Source organism: Bacillus cereus group sp. BfR-BA-01360 (genome assembly GCF_022663595.1).
GTDB lineage: Bacteria > Bacillota > Bacilli > Bacillales > Bacillaceae_G > Bacillus_A > Bacillus_A cytotoxicus.
The window spans coordinates 1-18,307 of sequence record NZ_JAKUFV010000016.1; the positions used below are offsets into that span (position 1 = coordinate 1).

The window sequence follows — 18,307 nt, forward strand, 5'->3', positions numbered from 1 at the left end:
GCCTAATCAATAACTAACCGTTAGGTTGGTGTTCTTAGGAATCTCCCACTTCAAACAGCTCGTAAGAGTGTTAAGTGGGGGTAGTTCAAAATTTCATAACGGATACCACTAGGGGTGCCTGATAGGCTGAGAGAGGAATGAACCTTAACCCTTATGGACCTGATCTAGGTAATACTAGCGAAGGGAAGTGGAGCAATGCATATATATTTTTTTATTTGCTGTAGCCACTTCTTATATAGGAGTGGCTTTTTATTTGGATAAAAAGATATAAAGGAAGGGGAAATATATATGAAATTTTGTGAAAGATTATTTGAAGTCGTGCAGCCTGTTTGGGAAAAAAGTCATAATCATCCTTTTGTAACGGGGATGGGAGATGGCACGTTAGAAAAGGATAAGTTCCAATATTACATCATACAAGATTATTTATACTTGCTAGATTATGCAAAAATTTATGCAATTGGTGTTGTAAAAGCAACGAATCCACAAGTTATGGCAAAATTTGCGGAACAAATTGATGGCATTTTAAATGGAGAAATGACCATTCATAAGCAGTATGCAAAGCGTCTTGGAATTTCTATAAAAGAGATCGAATCAGCGAAGCCATCAGCTAAAAATTTAGCGTACACAAACTATATGATGTCAGTATCGCAAAATGGCACACTAGCTGAGCTTATTGCAGCGCTTCTTCCGTGTATGTGGAGTTATTGGGAAATTGGAAAACGTTTAAATGATATTCCAGGAGCAAGAGATCATGAGTTCTTTGGAGAGTGGATTCAAGGATATAGTTCAGAAGAGTATGGGAATCTTTGCATTTGGTTAATCGATTTATTAAACGAACTAGCTGAAGGAAAAACAGAACAAGAATTAGCCCGCTTAGAAGAGATTTTCCTATATTCCAGCCGCTTTGAATATTTATTCTGGGATATGGCATATAGCAAGGAGATGTGGGGATTTGAAGACAAAGAGCATACTACAGTTTCATAATGTTTCCTTTCATTATGATGAAAAGCCTATTATAAAGGACCTAGATGCTTCCATAAAGGAAAAAGAATTTGTTAGCATCATCGGTCCGAGTGGCTGTGGCAAAAGTACATTATTTCGCTTAATTACAGGATTAGAAGATGCAGCGGCTGGAACAATTCAACTGATGGAAACAAAGAGTCATCCTGTAGGATATATGCCACAAAAAGATATGCTCTTGCCATGGAGAACGATTATTGAAAATGCAGCTCTTCCTTTAGAATGTCAAGGAATTAAGAAAACAGAAGCTGAAAAAAGAGCGAAAGCGCTTTTAGAGCAATTTGGATTACAAGAATACGAACAAAAGTACCCGAAAGACTTGTCGGGAGGAATGCGGCAACGAGTATCGTTTATTCGAACATTACTAACAGGTGGAGATATTTTATTGTTAGATGAACCTTTTAGTGCGCTGGATGCATTAACAAAGGCAACATTGCAAGAATGGCTGTTTGAACAATGGAAACAGTGGGAAAAAACAATTTTATTTATTACACATGATGTAGAGGAGGCGCTGTTTCTTTCGAATCGAATCCTCATTGTGACAACGCAGCCAATTACAACGCTAACAGAGCGTGTTGTACCACTTGGGAAAGAACGGACAAGAAAAGACTTACACAGACCAGAAGTACTAGCGTTAAAGGATGAACTACTTAGTATGTTAAAAGGGCAGGTGCTTATATGAGGAAAATGAGAGAGCTACTGCCTGCATGTATATTAAGTGGCATATTGCTTATAAGCTGGGAAGTGGGAGCTAGAATTATAGATGAGATGTATATTTTACCAGCACCGACTGCAATTATAGTGAAAATGTGGGCGCTGCATGACATACTCTTTACGGTTCATTTACCAGCGACGTTGTATGTCGTTTTTATCGGTATAGCAATTTCTATTGTCCTTGGTGTTGGGCTTGCAATGGCAATGAATGCAAGTAAATGGATGGAAAGATCTTTTTATCCGTTACTCGTTGCCTCACAAACAATACCGATTACTGCTTTGGCTCCATTATTTGTTTTATGGTTTGGATATTCCATTTGGAGCAAAGTTGTTGTGACGGTTTTAATTACCTTTTTTCCGATTGCGGTCAATATGTACGATGGATTGCGCAGTACGAAAAAGGATTGGGAAGAGCTGTTAGTTACATACGGCGCAACGAAACAAGATATTTTTTTAAAATTAAAGTTGCCATCTGCACTTCCTTATTTTTTCTCAGCACTTAAGATCGCCGTTCCGCTTAGCGTTATCGGTGCAGCAATTGGTGAGTGGCTTGGAGCACAAGCGGGCTTAGGCTACTTTAGTAAGCGAATGATGACGCAGTTAGATGGGGCTGGGGTTTTTGCACCGATTGTCCTTTTATCATTACTTGCTATTTTGTTTGTCCTACTTGTTTCTATATTAGAAAAGAAATTCATTAGTTGGAGGAAACATTCATGAAATTATTCAAATGCATCTTTGTGTTTACTTTATTCATTGCAATGATTGCGGGATGTTCTACTGATTCAGCGTCAGATAAGCAAAAAAAGGAGAAAGAAGTTACGGTGATGCTCGATTGGTATCCAAATGCGGTGCATAGTTTTATCTATGCAGCAATCGAGAAGGGATATTTTAAAGAAGAAGGTGTAAAAGTAAATATAAAATTCCCTTCTAATCCAACTGATCCTTTAACATTACCAGCAACAGGGAAAGTGACAGTGGGCTTATATTATCAACCAGATGTAATTATTGCAAAGGCAAATGAACAAATTCCTGTGAAATCAATTGGGGCGGTTGTTCGCTCACCGTTAAACCATATTGTTTCATTAAAGTCAGCAGGTATTCAGTCACCAAAAGACTTAACGGGAAAAACAGTTGGTTATTCTGGAACACCTTTAAGTGAAGCGTATTTAAAAGCAATGGTAAAAGAAGATGGTGGGAATCCAAGCGATGTAAAAGTAGTCGATGTAGGATTTGATTTAGTACCAGCATTAATTACGAAAAAAGTAGATGCTGTCACAGGGGCATACATTAACCATGAAGTTCCTGTCATGCGTCATCAAGGTCATGAGCCAGCATACTTTAATCCAGCTGACTACGGCGTGCCAAATTATCATGAGCTTGTGTTTGTCACAGGAGAGAGAACGTTGAAAAAGGATAAGGAAGCTCTGCAAGCTTTCTTACGCGGTACGAAAAAAGGATATGAATTTATGAAAAAAAATCCAGATGAGGCTCTTAACATTTTATTAGATCATCAAGAAAAGGAAAACTTCCCGCTCATCCCCGAAGTTGAGAAGGAGAGCATGAAAATTTTATTAGAAAAAATGGAAACAAAAGATGAGCCGTTTTTATCAGATTCAAAAGGGGCATGGGAAAAACAAAATAAATGGTTGAAAGAAAAAGGAATGACAAAAGAGATTGTTCCTGCTAATGAATTATTTGAAAACATTTTAAAGTAGGCGAATGTGTATGAAAAATGAACTTCATGTCATTTCAAATGGTCAAATGACATTTGAAGAGCTGACGAATGTAGCGATGCAAATGGAGAGTGAGATTGATTATTTGCATATTCGCGAACGGGAGAAAAGTACGAAAGAGTTGTATGAAGGTGTGGAAGGTCTCTTAAAAAGAGGCTTTCCTGCATCTAAACTTGTGCTTAATGACCGAATTGATATTGCAATTTTATTAAATATTCCGCGCGTACAATTAGGATACCGTAGCGTAGATGTGAAATCTGTAAAAGAGAAATTTTCTTATTTGCATGTTGGTTATTCTGTGCATTCTTTAGAAGAAGCAATCGTAGCGTTCAAAAATGGAGCGGATTCACTTGTTTATGGGCATGTATTTCCGACAAGCTGTAAGAAAGGTGTCCCAGCAAGAGGACTAGAAGAAATTTCAGATATGGCAAGGCGGTTAACAATACCGATTACAGCTATTGGAGGAATAACACCTGAAAATACAACAGAAGTTCTTAAATCTGGTGTGAGTGGTATTGCAGTTATGTCTGGAATTGTAAGCGATCGTAATCCATACGAGAAAGCAAGATTGTATAAGGAAATAATAAGAAAGTGGGCGGAAAATCATGAGTAAGAAGTATGATGTAGCTATTATTGGCGGTGGTGTAATTGGTAGTTCAGTTGCACATTTTCTAGCAGAAAGAAGTTGCCATGTTGCAATTGTTGAGAAGCAAAGGGTTGCTTCGGAAGCATCAAAAGCAGCGGTAGGACTTCTTGGAGTACAGGCGGAATGGGATGTATATAACCCGCTCTTTGAACTTGCTAGAGAAAGCCGTGCAATATTTCCGCAACTTGCAAAGGCGTTACGAGAAAAAACGGGAATTGATATTGGATATGAAGAGAAAGGGATATATCGGATTGCTCAAAATGAAGAGGAGAAAACAAGAATACGAAATATAATGAACTGGCAACAAGAAACAGGTGAGGAATCTTATTTTCTAACAGGAGATGAGCTTCGCCAAAAGGAACCGTTTCTTTCTTCCTCCATTATCGGCGCTGTCTATTATCCCAAAGATGGTCATGTTATTGCGCCAGAACTAACGAAAGCGTTCGCACACTCTGCGGCCATTTCTGGTACTGATATATATGAACAAACAGAAGTATTTGATATTCGAGTTGAAAAAAATAGAGTGTGCGGAATTGTTACGAGCGAAGGCTTTATTTCATGTGAAAAAGTAGTCATTGCAGGTGGTTCATGGAGTACAAAACTACTTCAATATTTTCATAGAGATTGGGGTACTTATCCTGTAAAAGGGGAAGTAGTCGCAGTAAAAAGCTATAAGCCATTAGTAAGAGCTCCGATTTTCCAAGACAGATTTTACATCGCACCAAAACGTGGTGGTCGCTATGTAATTGGAGCAACAATGAAACCTCATACGTTTAACAAATCTGTACAACCAAAAAGTATCATTTCGATATTAGAACGTGCGTATTCAATTTTACCAGCTTTAAAAGATGCGGAGTGGGAAACCGCATGGGCAGGGCTTCGTCCGCAATCCAATCATGACGTTCCTTATATGGGAGAGCATGAGGAAATAAAAGGGTTATATGCTTGTACAGGTCATTACCGAAATGGTATTTTATTAAGTCCTATTTCTGGTCAATATATGGCCGATATCATAGAAGGAAAACAAACTAATCATTTGTTAGATTCATTGTTTTCAAAGTCAGTTTAGAAGGGGGATGGAAGCTTGTATTTGAAAATTAATGGTAGGCAAGTAGAGGTGCCAGAACATATTAAAACGGTAGCGGAATTGCTTACTCACTTAGAGTTGGATACAAAGATTGTTGTGGTAGAGCGAAATAAGGAGATTCTGCAAAAAGAAGACCATCAAGACACTTCCGTTTTTGATGGCGATCAAATTGAGATTGTAACTTTCGTAGGAGGCGGTTGATTATGTTAAACATTGGACCTTTCACATTCAAATCTAGACTTTTATTAGGAACAGGAAAATTTTCTGATTATGACGTGCAAAGAAAAGCAATCGAAGTATCAGAAGCGGAAATTTTAACATTTGCAGTGCGCCGGATGGATATATTTGATGCACAGCAACCGAATTTATTAGAAAAAATTGATATAAAAAACTACACATTACTTCCAAATACAGCAGGGGCAAAAACGGCTGAAGAAGCGGTTCGTATTGCAAAGTTAGCAAAAGCATCAGGTCTATGTGACATGGTAAAAGTAGAAGTGATTGGTGATGATAAAACGTTATTGCCAGATCCAGTAGAGACGTTAAAAGCATCTGAAATGCTTCTTGAAGAAGGGTTTATTGTTCTTCCTTATACATCAGATGATGTTGTATTAGCTCGCAAACTACAAGAGCTTGGTGTGCATGCGATTATGCCTGGAGCGTCACCAATTGGTTCAGGACTTGGTATTGTAAATCCATTAAATATAAGCTTTATTATTGAACAAGCAACTGTACCAGTTATTGTAGATGCAGGTGTTGGGAGTCCAGCTGATGCAGCATTTGCGATGGAATTAGGGGCAGACGGTGTGTTATTAAATACGGCTGTATCTGGTGCGAAAGATCCTATTAAAATGGCGGAAGCAATGAAACTAGGTATTCATGCAGGACGTTTAGGATTTGAAGCAGGACGTATTGCACGGAAACGCTTTGCAACAGCAAGCAGTCCTTTAGAAGGAATGAGCGTAGTTGAATAATCGATATTCTCGTCAAGAGCTATTCTCCTCAATTGGAGAAAAAGGGCAAAAAAAGATAGGGAAAAAGCATGTATTCATTATCGGTGCAGGAGCACTTGGTAGCGCCAATGCAGAAATGCTTGTAAGAGCGGGTGTGGGAAATGTAACGATTGTAGACCGCGACTATATTGATTGGAGTAATCTGCAAAGGCAGCAACTATACGCTGAAGAAGATGTGAAGAACCATCTCCCGAAAGCGATCGCGGCAAAACAGCGTTTGAAAGCGATTAATAGTAGTGTAGTGGTAAAGGCTTTTGTCAAAGATATAACCGCAGAAGAGCTAGAAGAACTTGTTACAAATGTCGATGTCATCATCGATGCAACTGATAATTTTGAAACACGCTTTATTATAAATGATATATCACAAAAATATTCAATTCCATGGATTTACGGTGCTTGTGTAGGGAGCTATGGTCTTTCTTATACCATTTTACCAGGAAAGACACCGTGTTTATCTTGCTTACTACAATCCATCCCACTTGGCGGAGCAACATGTGATACAGCAGGCATTATTTCACCTGCTGTATCGATCGTTGTTTCGCATCAAGTAACAGAAACTCTTAAACTTTTAGTAGAAGATTATAAAGCACTTCGAGATGGTCTCGTGTCATTTGATGTATGGAAAAATGAATATTCCTGTATGAATGTACAGAAGTTGAAAAAGGATCATTGTCCATCTTGTGGTGAGAAAGCAATCTATCCATATTTAAATAAAGAGAATACGTCAAAAACGGCTGTTTTATGCGGGAGAAATACAGTTCAAATTCGTCCGCCTCATAAAGAACAACTGGACTTTCATAGATATAAAGAACTGTTACGTGACCGCGTAGCTGATTTAACAGTGAACCCATATTTATTATCATTTCGTGCAGATGGAAAACGGCTTGTTGCTTTTCAAGACGGACGAGTTCTTGTGTATGGCACGAAAGAGATAGCAGAAGCGAAAACAATATATCATCGTTATTTTGGATAAAAGGAGTGAATGAGATGAAAGTAAATAAAGCATTAACAATTGCTGGATCTGATAGCGGTGGAGGCGCTGGAATTCAAGCGGATTTGAAAACGTTCCAAGAGCTTGGTGTGTACGGGATGACGGCGATTACAGCCATTACTGCTCAAAATACACTTGGCGTTCAAGGGGTATATCCTGTTTCGCTTGAAGGAATTATAGAGCAGTTGAATTCAATTGGTGACGACTTAACACCAGATGCAGTGAAACTTGGAATGTTATTTAGTGGTGAAATTATTCAAATTGTTGCAGAGTATATTAAAAAATTTGGCTGGAATAATATTGTTCTAGATCCGGTTATGATTGCAAAAGGCGGAGCTTCACTATTACAGCAAGAAGCTGTCAATGCATTGAAAGAACATTTACTACCGATCGCCACTGTTATAACGCCAAATGTGCCAGAAGCAGAAGTGTTAACAGGTATTAAGATTCATAATATAGAAGATAGCAAAGAGGCTGCAAAAGCATTGCATACATTAGGTGTTCAGTATGTTCTTATGAAAGGTGGACATGCAGAGTATCAAGGAAGTGAAGTTATTGATTTCTTGTTCGATGGTGAGCAATTCATTGAATTTAAAAGTGAAAGAATTGCTTCAAAACAAACGCACGGTAGTGGTTGTACATTTGCCTCTGCTGTAACGGCAGGACTTGCCAAAGGATACGATATGAAAGAAGCCGTTCAAGAAGCTAAACAATTTATTAGTAGTGCAATTGCAGAGCCATTAAACATTGGCAATGGCCATGGACCAACAAACCATTTTGCATATAAACGTCAAGAAGTACGCATGTAAATATTTAAGATAAAGGTGCTAGAAAACAGGAGCTAACTGGTTCCTGTTTTTTTATGACGATTAACAACTTTTTTTAAATAATATATTAAAAAACTTTATTGATTTTCGAGGATGTTCAGAAAATCGTTCACTATTTTTAATTGTTTACAATTTCCATATTTAGGAGTATGATAGCAGCCAAAATCTGTTTTTGTAACGCTGAGTCCAATGATTTGGAGCGGAGGAACCAAATGGTGCATGGTCACTAGGGGTGAATCTTTCATGATGAAAGTAGGGCTACTCTCAAAGTCCGAATCCGACAGCTAACTTCGTAAGCGTTTTGAGAGAGGGTGGTACAATGATGGATGTATCTCTTCATCAATCTGGTTAGTATAGGAGAATATCAGCTGATTCTTTTATGCTAGGGAGGATGAAATACATGGGTGAGAAACAAGGACTAACACTCATTTGTGTAGGAGAAAAGGATAAGTTAAACAGTTTAAGAGAATTAGTATCGTTTCAAAGTAAATTGATTATTGTGGCTGCTGATGAACAAATAGCAGGAGAAGCAAGAAAGTTTGGCTTTCAAACAATTTATTGTTTTGGTAAGGAGTTGAATAGAACAAGTATTTGTACAGGCATAAAAAAGGTTATCCTGCTCGGTGACGAATTGCCGATCGTTAGTTTTTTTACGGAATGGATTCGTTTTTCGTTTCAAGCACCTATTACAATTGTGACAAGAAATAAAAAATATCCAGTCAGGCTCTATCAAACAATGGGAGCTACATTTGTCGTGTTTACAAACTGTGATAACATTTCTTTTTTATTTCTTGAATAGAGCGGAGGAAGCGGAAATGAAAGTATTATTACTTGACGATATAGCAAATCGCTGGGCAGTATCATTAGAGAGAATTCAAGAATTAGCTGCGCTAGATCCTTTTTTTCCAAGGCCGTATATGATAGTGCTGTCAAAAGATAATTTATATTTAGAGAAGGATATTATTGAATATGAGCAGTTACATGCAGAATTGTCACAAGTTTATATTCGAGGGAGAAGTTTACGTGCATTTTTATGGAGTAAATAAATGATTGAGCACCTATGAAGTATAGTAAGATCGCCACTTCATAGGTGCTCTTTTCTTTTTTATCCCGCCATTTTCGGGCAGCCCGATTGGTGAGGGCTCATAATCAGTGAGGGATGAAGCCCCCCACTGATTAAAGTTTCACTTTATGTAACAAGCCATTTTCACGAAAAAGAAAGAAAAGATAAGAAAATAGATGATAAAATAATTATATTCAGTAATGTAAGCGTTTATATGGAAAGAAATCTTATTATTTTCAGTAATTTTATTCTTTACAAGTCAAAAATAGAGGAGTATATTTACTCTCATAAATTATTTATAAAAATTTCCAAAAATAACCTTATATCGCTGAGTCCAATGATTTGGAGCGGGGGAACCAATTTTGTGCATTGTCACTAGGGGTGAATCTTTCATGATGAAAGTAGGGCTACTCTTTAGGCCCGAATCCGACAGCTAACTTCGTAAGCGTTTGGAGAGGAGGTTTACTTTTGTGTTGTTCATTTTTGAACACTGAGTAGAGCCTCAGTGTTCTTTTTTTGGTGGTTTAATGGTAAAAAAATACATTTTGTGAGGGATAAACATGTTAGATATTCTGATGATTGGATTTTGTATTCTACTCGTATTCTCCATGATTGGTCTAGCAAAATGGTCGGATAAAGTTGTGAAAGAAGGGAAATCGAAATGACGATTATACTTTCGACCGTAGTACTCTTTCTTACAGGCTACTTAGTTTACGCGTTATTAAATCCAGAAAAGTTCTAAACTAGGAGGAAGAAGCAATGGTAACATGGGTCGCAGCTATCGTAACGATAGTATTGTTTATATTACTTGCAAAGCCAATGGGAACATATGTAGAAAAGGCGTTTCAAGGGAGTAGAACGTTAGAGAAAGTGTTTGGTCCGATAGAGAGTATCATTTTTAAAGTAGGTGGCATTCAGAAAAAGAATCAAACTTGGATCCAATACGTATTTGCGATGTTATTTACGAATGCTTGTATGATTTTGTTTGTATATCTTGTTTTTAGATTACAAGGCGTTCTACCATTAAACCCAAGTAAAGTAGAGGGAATGGAACCGACACTTGCATTTCATACAGCGATTAGCTTTATGACGAATACGAATTTACAGCATTATAGTGGTGAAAGTGGATTATCGTACTTAGCACAAATGATTGGGATTACGTTCATGATGTTTACAGCGCCAGCGACAACATTGGCATTTGCAATTGCATTTATTCGAGGATTAGCTGGAAAAGAAGTAGGAAACTTCTTTGTTGATTTTGTTCGAGCGATTATAAGGGTGTTAATGCCAATTGCATTTATTATGGCACTTATATTCGTCGCGCAAGGAATGCCGCAAACATTGAGCGGCAGCGCAGTCGCTCAAACGCTTGAAGGAGCAAAACAAGTGATTCCGCGGGGGCCAATTGCTTCGTTAGAATCTATTAAAATGCTAGGAAATAATGGTGGTGGATTTTTTGGAGTAAACTCTGCACATCCTTTTGAAAATCCAACAGCGATTACGAATGTGTTACAAATGATGCTTATGATGTTTATTACAACATCACTGCCATTCACATATGGAAGAATGATTGGTAGTAAGAAACAAGGAAGAATTTTATTTGTATCAATGCTTATAATGTTTGTCATTGGATTTGGTATGGCTGTTACAACCGAATTACAAGGAAACCCCGTTTTAAATCAATTTGGCATGGACCATGCACAAGGGAATATGGAAGGAAAAGAAGTTCGATTCGGTACAATAATGACAGCACTCTTTGCAACAGTTACGACAGCATCGGAAACAGGTGGTGTGAACGCGATGCATGATACGTTTACCCCGCTTGGAGGGATGCTTACACTTGTGAACATGCTTTTAAATACGGTGTTTGGCGGCGTTGGAGCAGGGTTTATTAATGTGATAATGTATGCGATGATTGCTGTCTTTATTTCAGGATTAATGGTTGGACGTACGCCAGAGTTTCTTGGGAAAAAGCTAGAGGGAAAAGAGATGAAACTTATTGCTGTTACATTATTATTTCAACCTTTATTAATTCTCGGAGCATCGGCAGTTGCATTTTCTACCAATTTTGGTGCAGAAGCGATTACAAATTCAGGATTTCATGGCATTACACAAGTAATCTATGAATTTACTTCATCAGCAGCAAATAATGGTTCTGGTTTTGAAGGATTGGCGGATAATACACCATTTTGGAATATTTCAACGGGACTTGTGATGTATGGAGCACGTTTCTTCAGCTTAGTAACAATGCTTGCTGTTTCGGTATCTTTAAAAGAAAAAGCAGTCGTACCAGAAACAGTCGGAACATTCAGAACAGATAATGGACTATTTGGAGGGATTTTTGTTGGCACAATCTTTATCGTCGGTGCGTTAACTTTCTTTCCAGTATTAGTATTAGGACCAATTGCAGAGTTTCTGACTCTATAAGAAAGAAGCGAGGAGAATCAATATGAGACCAGTGATAGTAAAAGGGAAGCATGTGCAGGTTATGTCATCTTCCAAAAGAGAAGATGGTGAGGTAAGAAGTGCGAAAACAATGGATCGTGATATTGTATCAAATGCTTTTAAACAAGCAGTTTTGAAATTAAATCCAAAGCAAATGATAAAGAATCCAATTATGTTTGTTGTCGAAATTGGATTTTTCATTACATTGCTTTTGTCGGTTGTACCGAGTTTATCAACAAATGTTCCGTTATGGTTCAATATAACGGTCACACTTGTTCTTTTATTCACAGTTTTCTTTGCAAATTTTGCAGAAGCATTAGCAGAAGGACGCGGGAAAGCACAAGCAGATTCATTAAAACAATCAAAAAAGGATGTTTATGCGAATATCGTAAAGGAAAATGGAGAAATTACTCAGGTTTTAGCATCTAACTTAAAAAAAGGTGATATGGTTCTTGTAAAACAAGGAGAAATGATTCCAGGTGATGGGGAAGTTATTCGTGGTTTAGCATCTGTAGATGAATCGGCAATTACAGGTGAATCGGCACCAGTAATGAAGGAAGCAGGCGGTGATTTTTGCTCTGTGACAGGCGGTACAATGGTTGTGAGTGATGAGATTACGATTCGAATTACAAGTAATCCTGGCGAATCTTTCTTAGATAAAATGATTTTATTAGTAGAAGGGGCAACGCGTCAAAAAACGCCGAATGAAATAGCGTTAAATACAGTATTAATAAGTTTAACATTAATCTTTCTCATTGTAGTTGTAACGCTTCCGTTATTTACAAATTATTTAGGATTTCAAATTGATACTTCCATTCTTGTTGCGTTACTCGTTTGTTTAATTCCAACAACAATAGGCGGACTATTATCCGCAATTGGGATTGCTGGTATGGATCGTGTAACAAAGTTTAATGTACTCGCAATGAGCGGGAAAGCAGTGGAAGCAGCAGGTGATATTAATACAATCATTTTAGATAAAACAGGTACGATTACATTTGGAAACCGGATGGCACATGCTTTACTGCCTGTCGGAAATGAAACAATAGAACAATTAGCGAAATGGGCGGCACTTAGCTCGGTGTTAGATGAAACACCGGAAGGACGTTCTGTTATGGATTACGTACAAGCAAAAGGGTTTTCTTACAATGTATCTAAGGAAGAGATAGGAGAATTCGTTCCTTTTAAAGCTGAAACGAGAATGAGCGGTATGGATCTAAAAAGCGGGGAAAAAGTAAGAAAAGGAGCAGTTGGTGCCGTAATTGATTGGGTACAATCTCAAAGAGGAAAGATTCCAACCGATTTACATCAAAAAGCCGATTTAATCGCCAAAGAGGGTGGTACACCACTTGCGGTTGCAGCGGGAAATCGTATTTTCGGTTTAATCTATTTAAAAGATACAGTAAAACCTGGTATGCGTGAGCGTTTCGAACAGCTTCGGCAAATGGGAATAAAAACAGTGATGTGTACAGGAGATAATCCGTTAACAGCGGCAACGATTGCAAAAGAAGCAGGGGTAGATGAATTTGTGGCTGAATGTAAACCAGAGGATAAAATAGCTGTTATTAAAGCAGAGCAAGAATTGGGTAAATTAGTTGCGATGACAGGTGATGGGACAAATGATGCTCCAGCGCTGGCACAAGCGGATGTTGGTCTTGCAATGAATAGTGGTACCGCAGCAGCGAAAGAAGCGGCAAATATGATTGATTTAGATTCTAATCCAACAAAAATTATTGAAGTGGTTGCGATTGGAAAGCAGCTATTAATGACGCGCGGTGCATTAACGACATTTAGTATTGCAAATGATGTAGCAAAATACTTTGCGATTATTCCAGCGATGTTTACAGTTGCAATTCCGCAAATGGAGGCACTTAATATAATGGGATTGCACTCACCGCTTTCTGCCATTCTGTCAGCGCTCATTTTTAACGCGCTCATCATCCCGATGTTGATTCCACTTGCAATGAAAGGAATTGCATATAAACCGATGAGTTCCAATACGCTACTTTTTCGTAACTTATTGATTTATGGTTTTGGTGGTGTGTTTGCACCATTTATTGGGATTAAGTTGGTCGATTTAGTCGTTGGACTATTCATTTCATAGAGAAGGGAGAGATACACATGACTGAGAAACAAAATTTGTTTGGACCTGTTGTTCGCTTAACTGGAGTACTTGTTGTTCTATGTGGTTTGATTTATCCAGCCATGGTAACGGGAATTGCACAAGGGGTAATGAAGGATCATGCAGATGGAAGTTTAATATATGAGAAAGGAGAAATCATTGGATCTAAACGAATTGGACAGGAGTTTACCTCCGCCAAATATTTTCATGGACGTATATCAAGTATTGCCTATAAAGCGGAAGGGTCTGGATCAAATAACTATGCACCTTCTAATCCGGAGTTACGACAACGTACAGAAGAAAGTATTGAAAAATGGAAGGAAGATAATCCTTCTGTCCCAGTAAGAGAAGTACCAATAGATTTAGTAACAAATTCAGGTTCAGGGCTGGATCCGGATATTAGTCCTAAAGCGGCATACGCACAAGTAGACCGCGTTGCAAAAGAAACGAAAATTTCGAAAGAGGAGTTAAAGGCTATCATTGCTTCGCATATAGAAGGTCGTGCATTTGGATTATATGGAGAAGAACGTGTGAATGTTTTACAGTTAAATATGGAACTCAAAAAACGAATACAATAAAAAATAGACTACCTCAATCCTATTTTGATTGAGGTAGCTTCCTTTTGTAAAGGAGTGAGATTATGTACGCTGAAGAATATGAGCCGAAATTTCAAAGAAGGTCACCGGAGGATTATTTAGAAGAAATACAGAGAATGAATAGAGGAAAACTAAAATTATACGTCGGGGCAGCACCTGGTGTTGGGAAAACGTATAAAATGCTACTTGATGCACATGAAATGAAGAAAGAAGGGCTAGATGTTGTTATTGGGCTGGTTGAAACACATGGGAGAAAAGAAACGGAAGCGGCTATTTTGGATTTAGAAATAATTCCTTTACAAGAAATAGAGTATAAAAGAAAGCGATTTTATGAGCTGAATGTAGAGAAAATTATAAAGCGAGCACCGCAAGTAGTCGTGGTAGATGAACTTGCTCATAGCAATATTCCAGGAGCGAAACATAAAAAAAGGTATATGGATGTAGAAGAACTATTAGAGGCGGGAATATCAGTATTATCTGCATTTAATATTCAACATTTAGAAAGTGTTCATGATATCGTAGAACAGATTACAAATATAAAAGTAAGAGAGCGTATTCCTGATTGTATTTTACAAAAAGCAAATGAGATTCAACTTGTTGATGTTACGCCAGAAGTGTTACGGAAAAGGTTAAGAGATGGAAAGATATATAAGGAAGAAAAGATTAAGCAAAGCTTGGAACACTTTTTTACTATTAATAATTTGGGGGCTTTACGAGAGTTATCGCTGAGAGAAGTTGCTGATGATATGGATGAGAAAATGAGTCAATCACTCATGGAACCGATTGGTGTAAAAGAAAAGATTCTCGTTTGTGTGCAATATAGTTTGGCGGCAGAAAAATTAATTCGGCGTGGATGGCGGATGGCGAATCGATTAAATGCTGAATTATTTGTATTAAATGTAGAAAGAGGCAACGTAGAATCTATTTCAGCAGGAAGAAGACAAATCATTGCTGAATGGAAAGCATTGACGAAACAGTTTGAGGCAACATTTCTATTAGAAGAGGCAAAGGGGAGAAAGCCAGCAGCTGTTATGATTGAAGTTGCAAAACGATTACAAGTTACACAAATTTTGCTTGGACAATCTGCAAGAACGAGGTGGGAAGAAATTTGCAAAGGTTCGATTGTGAATGAAATCATGAGAGAAACGAAGTATATAGATATTCATATTGTTGCTGATCAAAGGAAGTAAAAAAGAGAATGTTCAGAAGTAGTGAGACACTTTATCTGAACATTCCTTTTATATTATATTTCGCTATTTTTCGGTAGCTGTTTCCTTACATATAAGACGATGATGAGAAATAGCATTGCACCTATGAAGAAAATCCAAAAGTAATTTTGCGAAAAAAATAGAAAACCACCAATCATTGGACCTGTGCTCATTCCGATATACCGAATGAAATTGTACATCCCAATTGCAGTTGCTCGCTCCTTAATAAATTCTTCTGTTAACAAAGTTGTGTGAGTGGGCAGCGATATTCCCATGCTAAAACCGTATAGGGATATCGCAATAAGAAGAATGAGGATGTTTATATCATATGTGAAGGAGAATAAGAGAACACATAGGATATTGAAAAAGCTAGTAATCAGTAAAGCTTGTTTTGGCGAGAGCCATCTTTGGAAAAACTTATAGCAATAACTTCCTAGCATCATACATAAGGCCAGCGGTACAAACGTCATTCCAATTTCATGCACATTTAGATGGAATACGTTTGTAAGTATGCTAGGTAAAAAAACGAGGAAACAAAAATACATACAAAATTGCATAAAGCCAATGAGGGCAATAGAGAGACCAATTTTATGTTTGAAAAGATTCCAATAAAGACTGTGTTTTTTAGTTGTGGTAAGGATAGATGGCTTTGTTTCAGGAAGTAATATGATATTAACAATGGATAAAAATATTCCAGTTATAGATAAAAATAGAAAAACAGTTACATGCCCATTTATGTCCCCAAGATAGCCACCAATTAGTGGACCGATAGTAGGAGCGAGGGCAAGTATCGTTTGATAAATGCTCATTGCTTTTCCACGTTCTGTCCCTTCAAATAAGTCCCCAATAATGGTGGCCGCTACAATCGGAATGGCAGCAATTCCGGACGCTTGAATCGTTCTAAATATAAGGAATACATAAATATTTGTTGCAAAAGAACAGCCGATTGCGCCAATGGTTCCGATGCATAGACTAGGAATTAGGATATATTTTCTGCCTTTCATATCAATGAGTGGACCATAAACGAGCTGCATCACTGCGAGAATAAAAGTGAAAAGTGAAACGGTTAAATGAACAAGGGAGAGCGAAGTGTGAAAAGTAGTTTGAATCATTGGTAAAATAGGTGTATAAATATTTTGAGCCAAAGATCCTAATAGAGCACTCAAACAAACAGTGTATAAAATAGATTGTAATTTTATTGACGATAATGCCTGTTTCATAGTAGAACCTCCTTTTGTTTCCTGGGAAACTAAATATATTGTATCATGATTTTATTCCTTGTAAAGATGAAAAAATAAATTTAAAATGATATAGAGTTAAATTGTTTCTATGGAAACATATATAATATAACGGAGGCGAATCGATTGGATCGTGCAGAGAAGCAAAGAGAAATACTTTCGGACATTCGGACACTTTTTCATAAAAAAGAAGAATATATGAAGGATAATCATGCCCGTTTTCTTCAGGAGGCAGGTGTGGGGGAGATGTCGTTATCAGAACTACATGTCATTGAATGTATTGGAAACAAAGGTTTAATAAATGTAACAGCGATTACGGAAGAAATGGGAATGACAAAAGGAGCTATTTCTAAAATTTGTACGAAGCTGTTTAACAAAAAGTATGTTGAAAAGATGAAAATGTTGGATAATCAAAAAGAAATATTCTTTTGTTTGACAGAGAGTGGAAATGAAATCTATAGAGCTCATGAGAAGTTGCATCAACAAGTTGAGGAGAAATGGCTTTTTCTTTTGAATCAGTATACAGAGGAAGAATTGTTGTTCATCCAAAGATTTGTAAGAGATGTAGGAGCACATTTAGAGACGAGTACAAAATAAAGAATGCTGCTATTTGAACTGTCATGTGAAGAGTAAAAGAGGCTAAGTCTTTTGAATATGTTTTTTTACACCTACTCATATATAATAGAAAGAGATACTTAACAATATGAATAATTAAATAGTCTAGGTATATAAAGAGGAGAGGAAGAAATGCTTGAAAATACGGGGTTAGTATTAGAAGGCGGCGGTATGCGCGGCGTATATACTGGTGGGATACTTGAATACTTTATGGAACAAGATTTATATTTTCCGTATGTCATTGGTGTTTCCGCTGGTGCTTGTCATGCAGCGTCGTATCTTTCTAGACAAAGAAATCGAAATAAGGTAGTAAATATTGATTACGCACAACATCCAAGATATTTATCATATAAGAACTTTTTAAAAAAGCGTCAACTATTTGATATGGATTTCATTTTTCATGAAATTCCGGAGAAGCACGTTCCTTTTGATTTTGAAACATATTTTAATAGTCCAGAACGTTTCGTTGTTGGAACGACCGATTGTGAAACAGGACAGCCTGTTTATTTTGAAAAAGAAGGAACGAACGAAGATGCATTAAACTTATTGCAAGCGTCTAGTTCTTTGCCATTTATTGCACGGATTGTAAACTATCGTGGCAAGCAATTATTAGATGGAGGAATCTCTGATCCAATTCCAGTTCGTAAGGCGCAGACAGATGGATATAAAAAGTCAGTTGTGATTTTAACAAGAAATCATGGATATACAAAGAAAAAAACAAAGTTTGGATGGGTTGTAGCTAGGGCCTATAAAAAATATCCGCATCTTGTTCGTGCTATGCTTACTCGTTATGAATTATATAACGAAACACTTCATTATATTGAAAAAGAAGAGGCAGCAGGTAATTTATTTGTCATTCGCCCTGAAAGGCCATTGCAAGTAGATCGTATGGAAAAAGATGTGACAAAACTACAAGGCTTATATGAGCAAGGATATGAAGACGCAAAAAGAAAATTTGCAGATTTACAAGCATTCTTGCAAAACTAAATGTA

Annotated in this window: 21 protein-coding genes and 3 riboswitches; of the genes, 20 read left to right on the forward strand and 1 reads right to left on the reverse strand. The window is 37.3% G+C overall.

Translation table 11 applies throughout. The annotated features are described in order from the left end of the window. Positions 1–100: 100 nt before the first annotated feature. Positions 101–203, forward strand: a riboswitch (TPP riboswitch). Between the two features lie 85 nt (positions 204–288). The 18 genes from tenA to kdpDN all read left to right on the forward strand — a co-directional run bounded on the left by tenA (position 289) and on the right by kdpDN (position 15,444). Continuing rightward, positions 289–984, forward strand: a complete 696-nt coding sequence (gene tenA, locus MR056_RS14685; RefSeq protein ID WP_011983715.1) for a thiaminase II — start codon at positions 289–291, stop codon at positions 982–984. Then, complete coding sequence (locus tag MR056_RS14690) at positions 953–1,702, forward strand: ABC transporter ATP-binding protein (protein ID WP_087094495.1); 750 nt, start codon at positions 953–955, stop codon at positions 1,700–1,702. The genes tenA and MR056_RS14690 overlap by 32 nt, the downstream gene beginning before the upstream one ends. Then, positions 1,699–2,451 (forward strand): ABC transporter permease, encoded by a 753-nt coding sequence (locus MR056_RS14695; RefSeq protein ID WP_011983717.1) that lies wholly within the window; start codon positions 1,699–1,701, stop codon positions 2,449–2,451. The genes MR056_RS14690 and MR056_RS14695 overlap by 4 nt, the downstream gene beginning before the upstream one ends. Continuing rightward, a complete protein-coding gene (locus MR056_RS14700; RefSeq protein ID WP_011983718.1) occupies positions 2,448–3,449 on the forward strand; it encodes an ABC transporter substrate-binding protein in 1,002 nt (333 codons plus the stop codon). Before MR056_RS14695 ends, MR056_RS14700 begins: the two co-directional genes overlap by 4 nt. A 10-nt stretch (positions 3,450–3,459) precedes the next feature. Then, a complete protein-coding gene (gene tenI / locus MR056_RS14705; protein ID WP_011983719.1) occupies positions 3,460–4,080 on the forward strand; it encodes a thiazole tautomerase TenI in 621 nt (206 codons plus the stop codon). Next, positions 4,073–5,182 (forward strand): glycine oxidase ThiO, encoded by a 1,110-nt coding sequence (thiO, locus tag MR056_RS14710; protein WP_087097764.1) that lies wholly within the window; start codon positions 4,073–4,075, stop codon positions 5,180–5,182. The genes tenI and thiO overlap by 8 nt, the downstream gene beginning before the upstream one ends. Positions 5,183–5,197: 15 nt before the next feature. Next, positions 5,198–5,401 carry a sulfur carrier protein ThiS gene (gene thiS / locus MR056_RS14715; RefSeq protein WP_011983721.1) on the forward strand — a complete coding sequence of 68 codons (204 nt, stop codon included), beginning with the start codon at positions 5,198–5,200 and terminating at the stop codon, positions 5,399–5,401. A 2-nt stretch (positions 5,402–5,403) separates the two neighbouring features. Then, the gene (locus MR056_RS14720) at positions 5,404–6,174 is read left to right on the forward strand and encodes a thiazole synthase (RefSeq protein WP_011983722.1); all 771 of its coding nucleotides are present in this window, start codon (positions 5,404–5,406) and stop codon (positions 6,172–6,174) included. Next, positions 6,167–7,186: a thiazole biosynthesis adenylyltransferase ThiF gene (locus MR056_RS14725; RefSeq protein WP_087097766.1), complete on the forward strand. Its 1,020-nt coding sequence runs from the start codon at positions 6,167–6,169 to the stop codon at positions 7,184–7,186. Before MR056_RS14720 ends, MR056_RS14725 begins: the two co-directional genes overlap by 8 nt. Before the next feature lie 14 nt (positions 7,187–7,200). Continuing rightward, positions 7,201–8,013, forward strand: a complete 813-nt coding sequence (thiD, locus tag MR056_RS14730) for a bifunctional hydroxymethylpyrimidine kinase/phosphomethylpyrimidine kinase (RefSeq protein WP_011983724.1) — start codon at positions 7,201–7,203, stop codon at positions 8,011–8,013. 186 nt (positions 8,014–8,199) lie between these two features. Further along, positions 8,200–8,346, forward strand: a riboswitch (cyclic di-AMP (ydaO/yuaA leader). A gap of 85 nt (positions 8,347–8,431) precedes the next feature. Beyond that, complete coding sequence (locus MR056_RS14735) at positions 8,432–8,830, forward strand: hypothetical protein (protein WP_087097768.1); 399 nt, start codon at positions 8,432–8,434, stop codon at positions 8,828–8,830. 16 nt (positions 8,831–8,846) lie between these two features. Next, positions 8,847–9,077 carry a hypothetical protein gene (locus MR056_RS14740; RefSeq protein WP_087097770.1) on the forward strand — a complete coding sequence of 77 codons (231 nt, stop codon included), beginning with the start codon at positions 8,847–8,849 and terminating at the stop codon, positions 9,075–9,077. Between the two features lie 333 nt (positions 9,078–9,410). Beyond that, positions 9,411–9,556: riboswitch (cyclic di-AMP (ydaO/yuaA leader) on the forward strand. 98 nt (positions 9,557–9,654) lie between these two features. Beyond that, on the forward strand, positions 9,655–9,759 hold the full coding sequence (locus MR056_RS14745) for a hypothetical protein (protein WP_041809453.1): 105 nt from the start codon (positions 9,655–9,657) through the stop codon (positions 9,757–9,759). Further along, positions 9,756–9,836, forward strand: a complete 81-nt coding sequence (gene kdpF, locus MR056_RS22715; RefSeq protein WP_081428345.1) for a K(+)-transporting ATPase subunit F — start codon at positions 9,756–9,758, stop codon at positions 9,834–9,836. The genes MR056_RS14745 and kdpF overlap by 4 nt, the downstream gene beginning before the upstream one ends. Before the next feature lie 17 nt (positions 9,837–9,853). Continuing rightward, the gene (gene kdpA / locus MR056_RS14750) at positions 9,854–11,521 is read left to right on the forward strand and encodes a potassium-transporting ATPase subunit KdpA (RefSeq protein WP_087097772.1); all 1,668 of its coding nucleotides are present in this window, start codon (positions 9,854–9,856) and stop codon (positions 11,519–11,521) included. Between the two features lie 22 nt (positions 11,522–11,543). Then, complete coding sequence (gene kdpB, locus MR056_RS14755) at positions 11,544–13,640, forward strand: potassium-transporting ATPase subunit KdpB (RefSeq protein ID WP_087097774.1); 2,097 nt, start codon at positions 11,544–11,546, stop codon at positions 13,638–13,640. A 17-nt stretch (positions 13,641–13,657) separates the two neighbouring features. Then, positions 13,658–14,236, forward strand: a complete 579-nt coding sequence (gene kdpC, locus MR056_RS14760) for a K(+)-transporting ATPase subunit C (RefSeq protein WP_087097776.1) — start codon at positions 13,658–13,660, stop codon at positions 14,234–14,236. Between the two features lie 62 nt (positions 14,237–14,298). Continuing rightward, positions 14,299–15,444 (forward strand): KdpD-like non-kinase potassium sensor, encoded by a 1,146-nt coding sequence (gene kdpDN / locus MR056_RS14765; protein ID WP_048721411.1) that lies wholly within the window; start codon positions 14,299–14,301, stop codon positions 15,442–15,444. Positions 15,445–15,497: 53 nt separating this feature from the next. Here the strand turns inward: kdpDN and MR056_RS14770 are convergent, their stop codons facing one another. After that, the gene (locus tag MR056_RS14770) at positions 15,498–16,682 is read right to left on the reverse strand and encodes an MFS transporter (RefSeq protein WP_087097778.1); all 1,185 of its coding nucleotides are present in this window, start codon (positions 16,680–16,682) and stop codon (positions 15,498–15,500) included. A gap of 144 nt (positions 16,683–16,826) precedes the next feature. On the opposite strand from MR056_RS14770, the gene MR056_RS14775 reads away from it, so the two are divergent. Beyond that, positions 16,827–17,297, forward strand: a complete 471-nt coding sequence (locus MR056_RS14775) for a MarR family transcriptional regulator (protein ID WP_048721418.1) — start codon at positions 16,827–16,829, stop codon at positions 17,295–17,297. 150 nt (positions 17,298–17,447) lie between these two features. After that, positions 17,448–18,302, forward strand: coding sequence for a patatin-like phospholipase family protein (locus MR056_RS14780; RefSeq protein WP_048721420.1), 855 nt, complete (start codon positions 17,448–17,450; stop codon positions 18,300–18,302). Positions 18,303–18,307: the final 5 nt, after the last annotated feature.

Excerpts from the sequence above, each read along its gene's own strand:
- tenA (WP_011983715.1), top strand. The coding sequence starts at position 289 with ATGAAATTTTGTGAAAGATTATTTGAAGTCGTGCAGCCTGTTTGGGAA.
- MR056_RS14695 (WP_011983717.1), top strand. The coding sequence starts at position 1,699 with ATGAGGAAAATGAGAGAGCTACTGCCTGCATGTATATTAAGTGGCATA.
- MR056_RS14700 (WP_011983718.1), top strand. The coding sequence starts at position 2,448 with ATGAAATTATTCAAATGCATCTTTGTGTTTACTTTATTCATTGCAATG.
- tenI (WP_011983719.1), top strand. The coding sequence starts at position 3,460 with ATGAAAAATGAACTTCATGTCATTTCAAATGGTCAAATGACATTTGAA.
- thiO (WP_087097764.1), top strand. The coding sequence starts at position 4,073 with ATGAGTAAGAAGTATGATGTAGCTATTATTGGCGGTGGTGTAATTGGT.
- MR056_RS14720 (WP_011983722.1), top strand. The coding sequence starts at position 5,404 with ATGTTAAACATTGGACCTTTCACATTCAAATCTAGACTTTTATTAGGA.
- thiD (WP_011983724.1), top strand. The coding sequence starts at position 7,201 with ATGAAAGTAAATAAAGCATTAACAATTGCTGGATCTGATAGCGGTGGA.
- MR056_RS14735 (WP_087097768.1), top strand. The coding sequence starts at position 8,432 with ATGGGTGAGAAACAAGGACTAACACTCATTTGTGTAGGAGAAAAGGAT.
- MR056_RS14740 (WP_087097770.1), top strand. The coding sequence starts at position 8,847 with ATGAAAGTATTATTACTTGACGATATAGCAAATCGCTGGGCAGTATCA.
- MR056_RS14745 (WP_041809453.1), top strand. The coding sequence starts at position 9,655 with ATGTTAGATATTCTGATGATTGGATTTTGTATTCTACTCGTATTCTCC.
- kdpF (WP_081428345.1), top strand. The coding sequence starts at position 9,756 with ATGACGATTATACTTTCGACCGTAGTACTCTTTCTTACAGGCTACTTA.
- kdpA (WP_087097772.1), top strand. The coding sequence starts at position 9,854 with ATGGTAACATGGGTCGCAGCTATCGTAACGATAGTATTGTTTATATTA.
- kdpB (WP_087097774.1), top strand. The coding sequence starts at position 11,544 with ATGAGACCAGTGATAGTAAAAGGGAAGCATGTGCAGGTTATGTCATCT.
- kdpC (WP_087097776.1), top strand. The coding sequence starts at position 13,658 with ATGACTGAGAAACAAAATTTGTTTGGACCTGTTGTTCGCTTAACTGGA.
- kdpDN (WP_048721411.1), top strand. The coding sequence starts at position 14,299 with ATGTACGCTGAAGAATATGAGCCGAAATTTCAAAGAAGGTCACCGGAG.
- MR056_RS14770 (WP_087097778.1), bottom strand. The coding sequence starts at position 16,682 with ATGAAACAGGCATTATCGTCAATAAAATTACAATCTATTTTATACACT.
- MR056_RS14780 (WP_048721420.1), top strand. The coding sequence starts at position 17,448 with ATGCTTGAAAATACGGGGTTAGTATTAGAAGGCGGCGGTATGCGCGGC.